Here is a 15,272-nt window from a genome sequence, read left to right on the forward strand (position 1 = left end):
TTATGGAAACGCTGATCTTAATCTCTCTGCTGATTGTAATAATCCTTCTGCTGCAGGATAAAATTACCATTCAAATCACAAAAAAAGGCAAATATGCAGCAAAAGAGACCCAGCCTGAACTGCCCGATTTTATGGGACAGCCCAAAACGGCAAGAAGCCTTCTACTGCCAATAAACGCCACTGGCAGCCAAGGCAGAAGGCAGGAACAGGAAATGAATAATTTTGATATAGAAATCGACCATCAGAACGTCGATATAAAAATTCCGCAGGAAGAGCTGGACGACGTTTTCAGATACCAGCCCGATCTTCCGCAGGAGGAGGAAGAATGGAGCGGTTATGGAATGCTGGCAGGGAATGACGGTTTTGCCCAAGGGGTTACCTTCGAGGAACTGAGCGCTGTAGGGATGCTGCTGGAAAAAGAGAATCTGGAGCCTTCCCAAAAGGAAACAGCCATTGCATTGGTTCAAAAAATACAGGGAACCGAACTATTCAGTCTGCTGGAGAATTCCATAGAAAGCGCTTCCCGGAAAATAGCAGGGCTGCTGGACGGGAGCCTTGCTTCTGAAAAGGAATCCAGCTCTTCCTTTCTGCGGAAAAATGATTTGAATGAATTTGATATTGGGGATTTTGTCTAAGGACGAAAGCCCCTTTGTCATTTTAATTAACTATTCACTATGGAAAAAATAATGCCTACAATAGACATCGAAGGAACTGAATTCATCATTGACGCGGCAACAGAGCAATTGGCGGAAAAGGGTGATCCTAAAAATATCATAGCTTTCAAAGAAATGTTTTATCTCGGCCACGGCTATCAATTTCATTACGATACCTCCACTAAGAATTTAGCGGGGCTGGAATCCGGCCTCAGCTTCAGGGAAGATGGCACTGTCAGAAAGATCATTATCCCCAACCTGACCGATCTGGATCCTTCCGGTATGGCTGAAAGATATAGCACAACTGTGGAAAACATCAAGGGGAAAACAGATTTTGAGCTGGCCATACAGCCCGGAAGCCTTCTTGATCTGCGATGGAACCAAAGAAAACTGCCAATTTTAAAAATTGCCGGACATCCTTTTTTTGTAGATATGGCGGCCAACAGGCTTCGCCCAAAAGACGACTTCAAATCCAAAGGCATCAGTCTTGACCAGATAAGCGGCTATTATGATCGGCTTGAACATGCCTATATTTTCCCTTATAATCCAAAAACGCATGAATTTCAGGAGGTAGACCATCTGTCAATTACCGAGCTTCCTAAAGATATCATAGTGGTAAAGTTCCCTCATCTTCAGCTCTTGGACCGGGTTGGCTGGAATGTGAAATATGGCTTTGCTCCCTTCTACTGCATTAGGGAAAAGGAATTTCAGATGCAGTTTAAAGCCAAAACACTGCCTTGGGCTCAGACCAACATTCCCAACAGCATCAAGCTGAACCTTGAGCAAAAACAAATGCGCGCGGAGAATGCCCATCCCCCTAAAAAACTGCCTCTTGAAGCATTGCAGGAAAAAAGGAGAAGAAAGCTCTAGCCTATCATTTCAAATAAAAATTTTAAACGCCGAGCCCTTCAATCTCGGCGTTTTTCATACCCGGCAATAAAGCCTGATGCTTTTGAGTGCCAAGTAATTCCATCGGATACCTCTCTACGGCAGGCATTCGATTTCCAAAACACCTTTGTCGCAAGAGTCCGCAAAGTGCGGGATAATTCAACATATTAAAGTATTTAGCAATGGAAAAACAAAGAAAAAAAATCCAGCTGGCAGCAATCATAGTGCTGTCATCCTTAAAATTATCTGCACAGGGGAACGGCGCTGCAGGAATCACAGAAGCTACCCAGATGGTGACCTCCTACTTCGATCCCGCAACACAGCTCATCTATGCCATAGGCGCAGTGGTCGGCCTGATTGGCGGGGTTAAGGTATACAACAAATTCAGCAGCGGTGATCCTGATACCTCAAAAACTGCCGCGAGCTGGTTCGGTGCCTGTATCTTCCTTATTGTCGCCGCCACCATACTACGCTCCTTTTTCCTTTAACGCTGCGCTATGGATAATTACAGCATCAACAAAGGCATCGGAAGGACCGTCGAGTTCAGAGGGCTCAAGGCGCAGTACCTTTTTATTTTCGCAGGCGGACTTCTGGGAATGCTTATCCTGGTGATGATCCTCTATATGGCAGGGACCAGTTCCTATATCTGTCTTTTTCTTGGCGCGGGCGGCGCTTCTCTGATTGTCTGGCAGACCTTTTCGCTGAACAGAAAGTACGGAGAGCACGGGCTGATGAAAATGGGCGCCCAAAAAAGGCATCCCCGTTACATCATCTGCCGCAAGCCTGTAAAATACAGCTTAAAGTCAACTCCTAAATCAGACACCGTATGAGAAATACAGCCAAGACCACGACACTGGAAAGCAGATTTCCGCTTCTGGCGGTAGAAAACAACTGCATCCTTTCCAAGGATGCGGACATTACCGCCTGCTTTGAAGTGCATCTGCCTGAACTCTTCACTGTAGCCTCCCCTGAGTATGAAGCAATCCACTCTGCATGGCATAAGGCCATTAAGACACTGCCTGATTTCACTGTCGTCCATAAACAGGACTGGTATGTCAGGGAGAATTACGATCCTGCTCTGGATAAGGACCAGAAGGGTTTTCTATCCAGATCCTATCAGCGCCATTTTAATGAGCGTCCATTCCTGAATCATTCCTGCTACCTGTTTCTGACAAAGACCACCAAGGAGCGCATGCGGATGCAGAGCAACTTCTCTTCCCTTTGCAAAGGTGTCCTGATACCAAAAGAAATCAGGGACAAAGAAACAGTCCATCGCTTCATGGAAGCCGTCGCGCAGTTTGAGCGCATCATAAACGACTGCGGATTTGTCAAAATCAGCCGCATGAGCGAAGAGGACATTATTGGATCAGAAAACCGGCAGGGACTGCTGGAACAGTACCTGACCCTTTCAAAGGAGACAGGAACGCCCCTTCAGGATATTGTCTTGGGCAGTGAAGAGGTGCGTGTGGGAAACAAAAGGCTGTGCCTGCATACGCTATCGGACACGGACGATCTTCCTTCATCGGTATCGGCAGATACAAGATATGAGAAACTCTCCACCGACCGCAGCGACTGCCGCCTGTCCTTTGCAGCGCCTGTAGGGCTGCTGCTTGACTGCAGCCACATCTACAACCAGTACCTGTTTTTGGACAACAGCGAAGAGAACCTGCAAAAGTTTGAAAAGTCCGCCCGAAACATGCATTCGCTGGCACGCTACAGCCGTGCCAACCAGATCAATAAAGAATGGATCGAACGCTATTTAAATGAAGCGCATTCATTTGGGCTTTCCTCTATAAGAGCGCACTTCAATGTCATGGCATGGTCTGACAAGCCGTCCGAACTCAAACAGCTCAAAAACGACTGCGGGAGCGCGCTGGCCCTTATGGAATGCAAGCCAAGGCACAATACGACCGATACAGCAACGCTGTATTGGGCGGGGATGTCCGGAAATGCAGGAGATTTCCCCAGCGAGGAAAGCTTCTACACGTTTATAGAGCCGGCATTGTGTTTTTTTACACAGGAAACCAACTACCATGATTCGCCATCGCCTTTCGGCATCAAGATGGCCGACAGGCTCACAGGCAAACCCATTCATCTGGATATTTCGGACCTTCCCATGAAACGGGGCATCATTACCAACCGCAACAAATTCATACTCGGCCCCTCGGGAAGCGGCAAGTCTTTTTTCACCAACCATATGGTAAGGCAGTATTATGAGCAGGGAGCGCATGTCCTGCTGGTGGATACCGGAAATTCTTATCAGGGCTTATGCGAGCTTATCAAAGGGAAAACCAAAGGCGAAGACGGAGTGTATTTTACCTATACAGAAGACAATCCCATTGCCTTCAACCCATTCTATACCGATGACGGGATTTTCGACATTGAAAAAAGGGAAAGCATCAAAACACTGATCCTGACCTTATGGAAACGTGACGACGAGCCTCCTACCCGCTCCGAGGAAGTCGCACTCTCCAATGCCGTTAGCGGCTATATCGAAAAGATCAAGCACGATGATGCCTATCCTTCTTTCAACGGCTTCTACGAGTATGTCCGTGGGGATTACCGAAGTGTGCTGGCCGAAAAGCAGGTTAGGGAAAAAGACTTTGATATAGCCAACTTCCTGAATGTTCTTGAACCTTATTACAAAGGCGGCGAGTATGACTACCTGCTTAATTCCGACAAACAGCTCGACCTTCTTTCCAAGCGCTTTATTGTCTTTGAGATCGATGCCATCAAGGAGCATAAGATCCTCTTCCCAATCGTGACTATCATCATTATGGAAGTGTTCATCAACAAGATGCGAAGGCTTAAAGGCATCCGCAAGCTTATCCTGATTGAGGAAGCATGGAAAGCCATTGCCAAGGAAGGAATGGCAAATTACATCAAGTATTTGTTCAAGACTGTGAGAAAGTTCTTTGGTGAGGCCATAGTAGTGACCCAGGAAGTGGACGACATTATCCAATCGCCCATAGTAAAGGAAAGCATCATCAACAATTCGGACTGCAAAATTCTTCTGGACCAGCGCAAATACATGAACAAGTTTGATGACATCCAGGCCATGCTGGGACTCACTGACAAGGAAAAGGCGCAGGTGCTATCCATCAACATGAACAACGACGCATCGCGCCTGTACAAGGAAGTGTGGATCGGGCTTGGAGGAACGCACTCTGCAGTATATGCCACAGAGGTAAGCCTTGAAGAGTATTACGCCTACACGACCGAAGAAACCGAAAAAATGGAAGTGATGCAGCTTGCAGCTGAACTGGGAGGTAATGTCGAACTCGCCATCAAGCAGATTGCCATAAGGCGCCGAGAGCAGGAAAATCAATAATCCATAACAATTTAAAAATCCAAAACAATGAAAAAAATACGATTCATGGTGTGTGCCGCAATTATGCTTGCCGCATCGCCATCAGCAAAAGCGCAGTTTGTAGTGACCGACCCGGCCAATCTTGCCTCGGGGATCCTCAACAGTGCCAATGAAATCATACAGACCTCCTCGACGGTAAGCAACGTTGTCAAGAATTTCAAGGAAGTCGAAAAGGTATACAAGCAGGGCAAGGAATACTATGACAAACTGCAGGCCATCAACAATCTGGTAAAAGACGCACGCAAGGTACAGCAGACAGTGCTTCTGGTGGGTGATGTATCGGAAATGTATGTGCAGAACTTCGGTCGGATGCTGAATGATCCAAACTTTTCGGCAAGGGAGCTCACTGCCATTGCCAAAGGATATTCGGCGCTTCTGGGAGAGAGTACCGAGCTTTTGAAAGAACTCAAACAGATTGTCACCTCTTCGAGCCTGTCACTCAGTGATAAGGAACGTATGGAAATCATTGACCGCGTATACAAAGAGGTAAAAGAATACCACAGTCTGGTTCGCTACTACACCAATAAAAATATTTCGGTCAGTATCCTGAGGGCTAAAAAGCAGAACAGCACCAAAAGGGTCCTTGATCTCTACGGCACCCCAAACCAAAAATACTGGTAATATGGAATCAAATAATCTTCATGAAGTCCTTCGCTCTCTGTATGATGAGATGCTGCCACTGTCCGCCGATATGGCGGCAGTGGCCAAAGGACTGGCGGGACTCGGGGCGCTGTTTTTTGTGGCCTTGAAAGTCTGGCAGGCGCTTAGCCGAGCCGAGCCCATTGATGTCTATCCGCTTCTTCGCCCTTTTGCACTGGGTCTCTGCATCATGTTTTTCCCAACCATCGTACTGGGCTCGATCAATGCCGTATTAAGCCCAATAGTTCAGGGGACACATGGCATTCTGGAGGATCAGATATTGGACCTTAACGATCTGCAGGCAAAAAAAGACCTTCTGGAACATGAAGCCATGATCCGCAATCCTGAGACCGCTTACATGGTATCAGACGCTGAGTTCGACAAGAAGCTTGACGAGCTGGGCTGGTCGCCTTCTGACATCGGCACTATGGCCTCAATGTATATGGACAGGCAGACCTATCAGATCGAGAAAATAATAAAAGATTGGTTCCGCAACCTGCTCGAAATACTGTTTCAGGCGGCCGCACTGGTTATAGACACCATACGGACTTTCTTCCTTATCGTGCTGTCCATCCTCGGACCTATCGCATTCGCCATATCGGTCTGGGGCGGCTTTGAGTCGACACTCACCCAGTGGATTACGCGATATGCCAGCGTTTATCTCTGGCTTCCCGTAGCGGATCTTTTCAGTTCGATGCTGGCCAGGATACAGTCCCTGATAATTGAACGGGACATTGGAATGCTTGCTGATCCCGCCTTCATTCCCGACACGTCAAACACGGTGTACATCATTTTTATGATCATCGGAATCGTGGGATATTTTACCATTCCCACTGTGACAGGCTGGATAATCCAAGCAGGCGGCGCAGGAAATTTTTCACGCAACATCCACCAGACTGCCATGAAATCCGGAAATATAGCAGGCGCCGGCGCAGGTTCGGCCGCAGGCAACATCGCCGGAAGGCTGATCAATAAATGAACAATAAATATTTACGAAAATGGAATTTAAAACACTCAGAAATATAGAAAACAGTTTTCGGCAGATCAGGCTCTACGCCATCGTGTTTGCCTTGCTATGTGCCGCAGTGACAGGCTACGCGCTTTGGAGATCATACAGTTTTGCCGAGCAGCAACGCCAGAAAATTTATGTGCTGGACAATGGCAAATCACTCATGCTCGCACTTGCCCAAGATGCCTCGATCAACCGTCCTGTGGAAGCCCGTGAGCATGTAAGGCGTTTTCACGAGCTGTTCTTTACCCTTGCTCCTGACAAGAACGCCATCGAAAGCAATATGAAAAGGGCATTCAATCTTGCCGATAAAAGTGCCTTTGATTATTACAAGGACCTTTTGGAGAAAGGCTATTACAACCGGATCATATCAGGCAATGTCCAGCAGCGTATTGAGATGGACAGCGTGGTCTGCAATTTCGAAACATACCCTTATGCAGTGCGCAGCTATGCAAAGCAGATTATCATACGATCTAGCAATGTTACCAAACGCAGTCTGGTGACCTCCTGCCTACTGGTCAACTCAGTACGCTCGGACAACAACCCGCAGGGTTTTAATATTGAAAAATTTGCCGTGGCTGAAAACAGGGATATAGAAGTCATCGAACGTTAAAAAAATCTTATGGAAGCTTTATTAGATTTAGACGCATTCGTAAAAACCCTAAAAGATAAGGGATACGATGGTTATTTCCATACAGAGAGTTGCTGTGCAGGCGCCCTATGGGAAAGCATTAGTGGTTTTTTGGAGATTATTAAAAATGGAAATGATGCTCCATTGTTAGCAAATTTTCTGCATTTGTCTACCTACCTCGAATGGAATGGCGAAGACAAGCCAAGGGTTGAGTGCAATATGTGGGTTAAATATGAGAACGGAAAATTCGATTTAGAGCAAACAGAAATGCATATAAAAAGAACAGACCGCTACGGGCAATTATTGAAGCAGTCTAAACTGACAGACCTTACAGCAAATTCGATCCCGACAAAAATGGAGGCTATTGCCCAAGTGTCAGAAAAATATAAAGAAGAGATCCCTCCCAAAAGAAGAGGGTTTAGAATGTGATGAGACAAAATCATTAACTATGAAAAAATTAAGAGCAAACATAGGCCTGTGGCTGGAAAGGCTTGACAAGGACTGGGAAGCAATGCCAATAAAAAGGCAGCACCAGGTGATACTGCACTTTTTTGCAGCTTACGTGCTGCTGACCGCAGTTGTCGTTTTCAACGTATGCCGTGATACGGCATACGCGAAAAACAATATGGCTGTCGAGCACATCCAAAACCCGGCGCAGCCAGAAAAAGAAAGCCAGGCATCTGTAAAGGACACCCTGAAGCCAATTTTAAAAAAATAGCATTATGAAAGAAACCAAAAAAAAGGTTCGCCTTCTAGAAGAGGCTGGCCAGAGCACTAGCCCGTTTGTGCCTGATGAAAAGAAGACTGCTGTCGAGCGTTTTAAAAAACCGCTCATTTTCACCCTGATGGGAATTGCATGCATCGGCTGCATGTACTTAATATTTAAGCCGTCGAAGGATAAAAAGCAGATTGAAGATATTGGCCTGAACGACAGCGTGCCCCAGGCAAGCGGATCTGTACTTCAGGCAGACAAACAGAAAGCGTATGAGCAGAAAATGCTCGAAGACAAAGAAGAGCAGAAAAAGAACGCTTTAATGACACTGTCAGATTACTGGAATGAGGACAGCGCCGAGAAGAAACAGCCACTGTCCGATGATCAGGATGACCCTAAAAATCCGGCGCTGAGCACCTACCGCAGCGCCCAAAATACACTGGGTTCTTTTTATCAAGAGGACAACAGTGAATCAAAGGAGCTTCGCAGGCAGCTCGAGGAGCTCAAACAGCATCTCGCCCAAAAGGAAATACCCCCGCCCGCCACTGTTGATGACCAGCTGGCGCTTATGGAAAAATCCTATCAGATGGCTGCCAAGTACCTTCCCTCAGGTTCCGTTCCTGCCACGCCTGCAGCCAAAAACACTGCCGTGGAAATGGCCGAATCAGACAAGAAGGATTTTTCGGCGCTGGTTCCTGAAAGAAAAAGCAAGGTCTCGGCACTGCACCGTACATCTTCCGACAGCACTTTTTTGGCAAAATGGAACAAGCGCATTGGCTTTAATTCCGCAGCTTCAGTGCAGGAGGCACTTCAGCCAAAAAACAGCGTCAAGGCCTGCATGCACCAAACCCAAACCATTACCGGGGAGGCGGGCGTATCGCTTCGATTGCTGGAACCTGCAAAGATTTCAGGCCGCATCATGGCCACAGGTGCAATAGTCACTGCGCACGCCAGGATTCAGGCAGGACGCCTTCAGTTGAAAATCACTTCCATCGAACTTGACGGATCGATTATTCCGGCGGATATAACCATTTACGATCTGGACGGCCAGCAGGGAGTACCTGTTCCCTATTCTGTCGAAAGAAGCGCCCTTAGTGAAATGGCGGGCAATATGAGCCAGCAGTCAGGCACCAGCCTTGTGATGACCCAGTCAGCAGGACAGCAGGTGGCCGCTGACCTGAGCCGCGGATTGGTTCAGGGAATCTCCGGCTATTTCGCCAAGAAAGTTAGGACAACTAAAGTGACACTAAAAGCAGGACATCAAGTGTATCTGGTCTCTAAGAAACAACAGCAATCTCAAATAAATTAATTATGAAAAATCAATTTAAATCGTTTTGGGCAACAGCCCTTTTAATAGCATATTCATTAGTCGCATCTGCACAGGAAAACGAAGCCGCGAGCCTTGATTTAGGAAAGATACCGCCGTACAATCTGCAGGTAACTTATGACAAAACTTCCCATCTTATTTTCCCGTCCGCTATCCGATATGTAGATCTTGGAAGTGAATTCCTGATTGCCTCAAAAGCCGAGGATGCGGAAAACGTCCTTCGTATCAAAGCAGCGGTTAAGGATTTTGAACAGGAAACCAACTTTTCGGTAATTACCGATGACGGCCGTTTTTACAGCTTCAATGTGCAGTACAGCTGCTCACCGCCAATGCTGAGCTATGATCTGCTGCAGATGCAAAAGACCGCAGATAAATCAACCGCAGGCGTTGTGCTTTTTGAAGAGCTTGGAAAAACCTCGCCTTCCCTCGCTTCGCTGATCCTGGAAACTATTTACAGAAACAATAAACGAATCTTAAAACACATTTCCTCGGAGAGTTTCGGGATAGCGTTCAGCTTAAAGGGCATCTATATCCACGACGGCAAGTATTACTTCCATACGCAGCTTGAAAACAGCACCAATGTCCCTTTCCGAATTGATTTTATGAGTTTCAAGGTTGCGGATAAAAAAACAGCCAGACGCACTGCCGCCCAGCAAAGACCGATTGTCCCGCTGCGCACTTATAAAATGATCGATGAGGTTCCAGGAAAAACCAAAGACCAGAATGTGTTTCTGTTGGATCAGTTTACAATAGCGGACGACAAAGTGCTGCTGATTGAGATTTTTGAGAAAAACGGAGGCAGGCACCAGACACTCAAGATCAAAAATTCAGATCTGGTAAAAGCCAGGCTGATAAGCGATATGCACCTTAAATTTTAATGCTCGTTAAAAATATTGAAATGAGAAAATATTACAGCCCAGAGCAATGCTTTGGGCTGTTTTTGTCTTGTGCCCTGCTTAAGCCTTTGCTTTACATAAATTGCATAACTCAATAAATATTAATACCTTAGATTTTAACCGCGAGAACCAAAACCTTTTTTAGCAATTTGACTTATACCTTATGCAGAATGCTATTGACCGCACCAACAGGTTTTATACCGAAATGTCCAAAAAACTGCTTCCTGAAAAGGAATATGATGTACTTCATAAACTTCTGACCGAAAATATCCCCCTGCAGGAGGCGGCAGCAAAATATGGTATTACATCCGAATATGTCGAGGCGCTTTATGAGGAAACATTGAGTAAAGCAAAACTAGTGACGGAACTGCTTTCAGAAATCAACGGGTATATGGAGAAGCTGCAGGATTTAAAACACGAATTAAATCCAAGCACCGTCCAAATCAAAAGAGAAAAAACTAAAAAAGACAGGGAAAAACGCGTCTCTGACAGCCAATATCCGTTAAGCAGAAGACTGCTGGCGGTATTCGATGCAATGGAGATCGAAACCTTTGGGCAGATGGCCGATTTCCCTCTTAAGGACTTCCTATGCATCCGGGGATTTAGAACCAAGTGCAAAGAAGAACTTATAGCCCTTATCGAATTTGAAAAGATGCAATATCTGTTCAACGGCTTTTCGCGCTGGAAAAAAGAGGCTATACCGCAATTAAAATAAAAAGCAGGCACAACAAAGCGGCCTTCTTTTGCTTCTCCTATGTTTGCATAATATAATCTAAGTGAAGAAGGGCGAGAGCAGATTTTGCTTTAAATAGCCTTATGGTATATTCAAGAAAAGAGACTGCCTCCTCTTCTTTAACCTTTTAGAATCTGAACAGAATGTAAGGAATTTGCTCATTTGTATGAGTCTTATAGCCAGTATATCCAGTCAGGAGAAAAGATGAAGAAAGGTTATCACTTACCTAAACCAGATAAGATGAAGGTATCATTAAAGCAGACAGTAGGGATTGATGTTGCTCAAAATGAATTAGTTGTATCACTTGGTAGAATGGATGAACAGATGAGCATTGAAATTTATGACTATAAAGTATTTCCTAACCATAAAAAAGGTTTTTCAAGTCTTGTATCGTGGGTAAATAAACAGACATCTACTACAACGGATGTACGGTACATAATGGAAGCTACAGGAGTTTACCACGAATCCTTGGCCTATTATCTTTGCAGTATTAAAAAACAAGTAAGTATTGTTCTGCCAAATAAGATTAGTAATTATGTCAGAACACTTGACATAAAAACCATAACTGACAAAAGCGCTTCACAAGCCATTTCGAGATTTGGTTTAGAAAGGCAGTTGGAAGTTTGGCAACCTCCTTTAAAAATATTCAATGATTTGAAACAGCTTTGTCGGGAACGAGAGCAGCTGGTACATGAGCGTACAATGTTAAAAAATCAATTGCATGCAGAACGTACTTCTGCAACTTCAAGTGAAAGCTCAGTCAAACGAACTAAAAGAAGAATAGCTTTTATTGATTTGCAGGAAAAAGAGATAAGAGAAGAAATCGCAGTACTTATTAAAACTGACAAAGCACTAGTGGAAAAGATGAAGATAGTATCTTCTATTCCTGGAATCGGAAGCCTAACCGCTGTAACAATTATTGCCGAAACTAATGGATTTGAGTTAATAAAGAATAAAAGACAGTTGGTCAGTTATGCTGGATTAGATGTCAGGGAGAAGACATCGGGAACTTCTGTGAAATCCAAACCCCGAATATCCAAACGCGGTAACAGGAATTTAAGGAAAGTAATGCACTTTCCTGCATTGGCTGCAATAAGGACGGATGAACGGTTCAGAAATATTTTCCTAAGAATAGTTTCAAAGCACGGCATTAAAATGAAGGCAATTGTAGCCATTCAAAGGAAATTACTGGAATTAACATACATACTATGGAAAAATAATGCCTATTACGATCCATGTTTTGATTACTGTCTTGGTCCATCAGTAGCAATAACAGTATAAAAAAGTATTAAAACTATTTTTTTTAATTAAAAGGGTATTGGCTTATTTGCTAATATCCAAGGATTCTATATGCTGAATTTAAAGAAATATTCTTTCAAATACATAGATTTATCCAAAAAAAACCAGTTAATTTGACGGACTTATAACACTCAATTTATTAGGCTAGGTTCGTTATTATTGGTATATTGCGATATTTAATTTTTTCATCTTAATATGCAGGATAAAATCAATTTTAGAATTTTCAAAGACTTTGTACAATCGAGCAATTTTGGAGGTTTTCTCCTTTTTTTATGCGTTATAATTTCATTGATAATTGCAAATACATCACTAGCAGTTCCATTACAAAATTTATTGGACACAAAACTTGGTTTTGAAAATAAAACCATTCATCTCAATTACTCTATCAGTATGTGGGTCAACGATGGATTGATGGCCATCTTTTTCCTCTTGGTGGGATTGGAAATAAAAAGAGAAATAGTCGAAGGTGAACTTTCCTCGCCAAAAAAAGCTGTTCTGCCGATCATTGCAGCTATTGGTGGAGCTGTTGTACCCGCTTTAATATATTTAGGTTTTAATTCGGGAAGTGAGACTGGTGGCGGATGGGGTATTCCAATGGCCACCGATATCGCTTTTGCATTGGCTGTTATTTCTCTATTGGATAAACGGGTGCCAAGCAGTTTGAAAATATTCCTGGCCGCATTGGCAATCGTAGACGACCTCATTGCTATTTTAGTCATTGCGATATTTTATTCAGAAGGAATTGAATTTGCTTACCTTGGACTGGCTGGAATAGGAATGATAATCCTGATAGTTATGAATCGCTTTAATGTGAAAAATCCTTACCCGTACCTAATTCCTGGTGTGTTTATATGGTACTTTGTACATCATTCCGGTATTCACGCCACTATTGCTGGAGTATTGGTAGCGATGACTTTGCCTACAAATGATACTGAAGCAGAATCACCTTTAGAAAGACTGGAACACGCTCTTGTAAAACCTGTCAATTTTCTTATTATTCCCATTTTTGCATTTGCCAATACCAATATCACTATTCAGAGGGAAATGATTGAAGGATTGACTTCTCCTTTAGGATTAGGGATTTCTTTGGGACTGATTTTCGGTAAACCAATCGGCATTGTGACAACTTCTTTTATCTGTTCTAAATTGGGTATCGGCCAATTACCTGAAAACAGCAAAATGTTACATATGGTGGGATTGGGATTGCTGGCAGGAATAGGCTTTACGATGTCTATTTTTATATCGATACTATCATTTGATAATCACATTTTCATTGAGGAGGCAAAATTATCTGTTCTGATTACCTCATTAATTGCAGGTATTTTAGGATATGTAATTTTAAACTTCTCAGGCAAAAGAAAAAGTTGGAAGACTGAAAGGTAGATTTCAGCTTTCTTGTTAGATTAAATGGGGTTAAATCTTTATTATGATATGACTTGCTCTATGGGATGCAGCAAAATGTTTATAGCCTCTTGAAGCTCCGCTTCATTAGTTTTCAGAAAGGTTTGTAATTTTAGCTCTTCATCAATTAGTTCAAGGCATACCGTATTTTTGGATGGCGGCAATTCAGATACATTATATACTATATTCCCCTTCCCCAGATAACCTGCACTGGCATTAAAAATATTTGCCTGATGTATTTTTTGTTCTTTAGCAGCTTTGAGCAATTGACTGCTTAAATTATTATTCCACAGCTTTTGCCAGAAGGACAATTTGTTGGACTTCTGACCGTATTTGAAATAGATCCTTAATAATTGGTACTGTTGCATATCGCTTTGAATTTTTATTTTAGGCTGGAAATGGTCTTATCCGAATAATTGCTAAAACGGCTGTGCTTGGGCTCGCCTATTTTCTGTCTGCCGTAAATGCTGTTATGTCCTGAAAACAGGTAAGACACCACGCAGGCAATAGCCACATAAATACCGCAGTCTGCGCCAAACAGCTCAATTCCCATGAGCATACAGGCCAACGGCGTATTAATAGCCCCGGCAAACACGGCAACAAAACCCATACCCGCCAATAGCCCTACCGGCAGTGGAATGACTAAAGACAGGGCACTGCCCAGTGCTGCACCGATAAAGAACAAGGGTGTAACCTCGCCTCCCTTAAAGCCTGCCGCAAGTGTGACAATCGTAAAAGCCATTTTAAGAGCAAATTCATACGGAGGTAACTGCACTTCGAAAGACTGCACAATGACAGGAATGCCTAATCCAATATATTTAGTAGTACCAATAGCCAGCACAGCCAATGCGACAATAATACCGCCCGCAAAAGGACGCATCGGCGGGAAGGTTATGCGTTTTTTAAATTGATTTGCTGTCCAGTGAATGATTTTGCTGAAACAGGCCGCACAGAGACCGAATAAGACACCAGCTATAATGCTGTATAGAACGGGCAAAAAGTCGAGTTCAGGCACAATGCTGATATGATAATGAGTATGCTTCGCCTGCCATAGATGGGTAGTCCAATCTGCAAAAATGGCTGAAGCAAAAGCTGGGAATATTGCATTATAACGGATACGACCAATAAGAAAAACTTCCAGCCCAAAGACTGCTCCGGCTAACGGTGTTCCGAAAACAGATCCGAAACCTGCGGCAATAGCAGAGATGATAAGTATCGTACGCTCTGAAGAAGAAAGCCTAAAAGGTTTGCTGAACTGGTCTGCAATGGCTCCTGCCATCTGCAGTGCTGTCCCTTCACGTCCTGCTGAACCGCCGAAAAAATGTGTGACCATCGTTCCGAGGTAAACAAACGGAGCCATACGGAACGGGATTACTTTCTGAGGCTCGTGTATGGTGTCTATCAAAAGGTTATTTCCTGCTTCGGCATCCCTGCCGTAATAATAGTACAAAAGACCGATAAGCAGACCACCAATAGGAAGCAGCGCAATGAGCCATTGGTGGCTTTCCCTGAAATTGGTAGTCCAATCCAGTGAAATCAGAAAACCTGCCGATGCTGAACCGACGGCAAGCCCTATGACCAAACTAATACAAAGCCATTTGAATACATACGGGAGTGCCGGATAATTTCTGAAAAATACTGTGAATTGAAGTGAGGCTGTTTTAGAAAAGGAACGCTGATTTTTTGACATAAAATACCTGATTAAAATGGATTA

17 protein-coding genes are annotated in these 15,272 nt (G+C 44.0%); 15 read left to right on the forward strand and 2 right to left on the reverse strand.

The genetic code is table 11. The annotated features are described in order from the left end of the window. The first annotated feature begins 2 nt into the window (after positions 1-2). The 15 genes from AAYQ05_RS14795 (at position 3) to nhaA (ending at position 13,540) form a co-directional block, all read left to right on the forward strand. A complete protein-coding gene (locus AAYQ05_RS14795) occupies positions 3-635 on the forward strand; it encodes a conjugal transfer protein TraD (protein ID WP_343544226.1) in 633 nt (210 codons plus the stop codon). Between the two features lie 39 nt (positions 636-674). After that, positions 675-1,523 carry a hypothetical protein gene (locus AAYQ05_RS14800; RefSeq protein ID WP_343544227.1) on the forward strand — a complete coding sequence of 283 codons (849 nt, stop codon included), beginning with the start codon at positions 675-677 and terminating at the stop codon, positions 1,521-1,523. A 200-nt stretch (positions 1,524-1,723) separates the two neighbouring features. Next, positions 1,724-2,029, forward strand: coding sequence for a DUF4134 domain-containing protein (locus tag AAYQ05_RS14805; protein ID WP_343544228.1), 306 nt, complete (start codon positions 1,724-1,726; stop codon positions 2,027-2,029). A 9-nt stretch (positions 2,030-2,038) separates the two neighbouring features. Beyond that, positions 2,039-2,371 carry a DUF4133 domain-containing protein gene (locus AAYQ05_RS14810; protein ID WP_343544229.1) on the forward strand — a complete coding sequence of 111 codons (333 nt, stop codon included), beginning with the start codon at positions 2,039-2,041 and terminating at the stop codon, positions 2,369-2,371. Further along, positions 2,368-4,872 (forward strand): TraG family conjugative transposon ATPase, encoded by a 2,505-nt coding sequence (locus AAYQ05_RS14815; RefSeq protein WP_343544230.1) that lies wholly within the window; start codon positions 2,368-2,370, stop codon positions 4,870-4,872. The genes AAYQ05_RS14810 and AAYQ05_RS14815 overlap by 4 nt, the downstream gene beginning before the upstream one ends. Positions 4,873-4,899: 27 nt before the next feature. Further along, positions 4,900-5,532, forward strand: a complete 633-nt coding sequence (locus AAYQ05_RS14820; protein WP_343544231.1) for a DUF4141 domain-containing protein — start codon at positions 4,900-4,902, stop codon at positions 5,530-5,532. A gap of 1 nt (position 5,533) precedes the next feature. Continuing rightward, positions 5,534-6,529, forward strand: coding sequence for a conjugative transposon protein TraJ (gene traJ / locus AAYQ05_RS14825; protein ID WP_343544232.1), 996 nt, complete (start codon positions 5,534-5,536; stop codon positions 6,527-6,529). A gap of 19 nt (positions 6,530-6,548) precedes the next feature. After that, a complete protein-coding gene (gene traK / locus AAYQ05_RS14830; RefSeq protein WP_343544233.1) occupies positions 6,549-7,172 on the forward strand; it encodes a conjugative transposon protein TraK in 624 nt (207 codons plus the stop codon). Positions 7,173-7,181: 9 nt separating this feature from the next. After that, positions 7,182-7,619: a hypothetical protein gene (locus AAYQ05_RS14835; protein ID WP_343544234.1), complete on the forward strand. Its 438-nt coding sequence runs from the start codon at positions 7,182-7,184 to the stop codon at positions 7,617-7,619. A gap of 19 nt (positions 7,620-7,638) precedes the next feature. Continuing rightward, positions 7,639-7,908, forward strand: coding sequence for a nitrogen regulatory IIA protein (locus tag AAYQ05_RS14840; protein WP_343544235.1), 270 nt, complete (start codon positions 7,639-7,641; stop codon positions 7,906-7,908). Positions 7,909-7,912: 4 nt separating this feature from the next. Continuing rightward, entirely contained in the window at positions 7,913-9,211 is a 1,299-nt protein-coding gene (gene traM, locus AAYQ05_RS14845) for a conjugative transposon protein TraM (protein ID WP_343544236.1), read from the forward strand. 2 nt (positions 9,212-9,213) lie between these two features. Beyond that, a complete protein-coding gene (gene traN / locus AAYQ05_RS14850) occupies positions 9,214-10,107 on the forward strand; it encodes a conjugative transposon protein TraN (protein WP_343544237.1) in 894 nt (297 codons plus the stop codon). Between the two features lie 181 nt (positions 10,108-10,288). Beyond that, positions 10,289-10,840 (forward strand): hypothetical protein, encoded by a 552-nt coding sequence (locus AAYQ05_RS14855; RefSeq protein WP_343544238.1) that lies wholly within the window; start codon positions 10,289-10,291, stop codon positions 10,838-10,840. Positions 10,841-11,098: 258 nt separating this feature from the next. Then, positions 11,099-12,139, forward strand: a complete 1,041-nt coding sequence (locus tag AAYQ05_RS14860) for an IS110 family RNA-guided transposase (protein WP_343544239.1) — start codon at positions 11,099-11,101, stop codon at positions 12,137-12,139. Between the two features lie 213 nt (positions 12,140-12,352). Continuing rightward, complete coding sequence (gene nhaA, locus AAYQ05_RS14865; RefSeq protein ID WP_276173371.1) at positions 12,353-13,540, forward strand: Na+/H+ antiporter NhaA; 1,188 nt, start codon at positions 12,353-12,355, stop codon at positions 13,538-13,540. Positions 13,541-13,581: 41 nt separating this feature from the next. On the opposite strand, the gene AAYQ05_RS14870 is transcribed toward nhaA, so the two are convergent. Continuing rightward, complete coding sequence (locus AAYQ05_RS14870) at positions 13,582-13,926, reverse strand: DUF190 domain-containing protein (protein ID WP_276173370.1); 345 nt, start codon at positions 13,924-13,926, stop codon at positions 13,582-13,584. A 14-nt stretch (positions 13,927-13,940) separates the two neighbouring features. Then, entirely contained in the window at positions 13,941-15,248 is a 1,308-nt protein-coding gene (locus AAYQ05_RS14875; protein ID WP_343544240.1) for a voltage-gated chloride channel family protein, read from the reverse strand. Positions 15,249-15,272 lie beyond the last annotated feature (24 nt).

The sequence above is a fragment of the Flavobacterium movens genome (assembly GCF_039581425.1).
Taxonomy (GTDB): Bacteria; Bacteroidota; Bacteroidia; order Flavobacteriales; family Flavobacteriaceae; genus Flavobacterium; species Flavobacterium luteolum.

Excerpts from the sequence above, each read along its gene's own strand:
- AAYQ05_RS14820 (WP_343544231.1), top strand. The coding sequence starts at position 4,900 with ATGAAAAAAATACGATTCATGGTGTGTGCCGCAATTATGCTTGCCGCA.
- traK (WP_343544233.1), top strand. The coding sequence starts at position 6,549 with ATGGAATTTAAAACACTCAGAAATATAGAAAACAGTTTTCGGCAGATC.
- AAYQ05_RS14810 (WP_343544229.1), top strand. The coding sequence starts at position 2,039 with ATGGATAATTACAGCATCAACAAAGGCATCGGAAGGACCGTCGAGTTC.
- AAYQ05_RS14795 (WP_343544226.1), top strand. The coding sequence starts at position 3 with ATGGAAACGCTGATCTTAATCTCTCTGCTGATTGTAATAATCCTTCTG.
- AAYQ05_RS14805 (WP_343544228.1), top strand. The coding sequence starts at position 1,724 with ATGGAAAAACAAAGAAAAAAAATCCAGCTGGCAGCAATCATAGTGCTG.
- AAYQ05_RS14855 (WP_343544238.1), top strand. The coding sequence starts at position 10,289 with ATGCAGAATGCTATTGACCGCACCAACAGGTTTTATACCGAAATGTCC.
- AAYQ05_RS14840 (WP_343544235.1), top strand. The coding sequence starts at position 7,639 with ATGAAAAAATTAAGAGCAAACATAGGCCTGTGGCTGGAAAGGCTTGAC.
- AAYQ05_RS14875 (WP_343544240.1), bottom strand. The coding sequence starts at position 15,248 with ATGTCAAAAAATCAGCGTTCCTTTTCTAAAACAGCCTCACTTCAATTC.
- traJ (WP_343544232.1), top strand. The coding sequence starts at position 5,534 with ATGGAATCAAATAATCTTCATGAAGTCCTTCGCTCTCTGTATGATGAG.
- AAYQ05_RS14800 (WP_343544227.1), top strand. The coding sequence starts at position 675 with ATGGAAAAAATAATGCCTACAATAGACATCGAAGGAACTGAATTCATC.
- AAYQ05_RS14870 (WP_276173370.1), bottom strand. The coding sequence starts at position 13,926 with ATGCAACAGTACCAATTATTAAGGATCTATTTCAAATACGGTCAGAAG.
- traN (WP_343544237.1), top strand. The coding sequence starts at position 9,214 with ATGAAAAATCAATTTAAATCGTTTTGGGCAACAGCCCTTTTAATAGCA.
- traM (WP_343544236.1), top strand. The coding sequence starts at position 7,913 with ATGAAAGAAACCAAAAAAAAGGTTCGCCTTCTAGAAGAGGCTGGCCAG.
- nhaA (WP_276173371.1), top strand. The coding sequence starts at position 12,353 with ATGCAGGATAAAATCAATTTTAGAATTTTCAAAGACTTTGTACAATCG.
- AAYQ05_RS14835 (WP_343544234.1), top strand. The coding sequence starts at position 7,182 with ATGGAAGCTTTATTAGATTTAGACGCATTCGTAAAAACCCTAAAAGAT.
- AAYQ05_RS14815 (WP_343544230.1), top strand. The coding sequence starts at position 2,368 with ATGAGAAATACAGCCAAGACCACGACACTGGAAAGCAGATTTCCGCTT.
- AAYQ05_RS14860 (WP_343544239.1), top strand. The coding sequence starts at position 11,099 with ATGAAGGTATCATTAAAGCAGACAGTAGGGATTGATGTTGCTCAAAAT.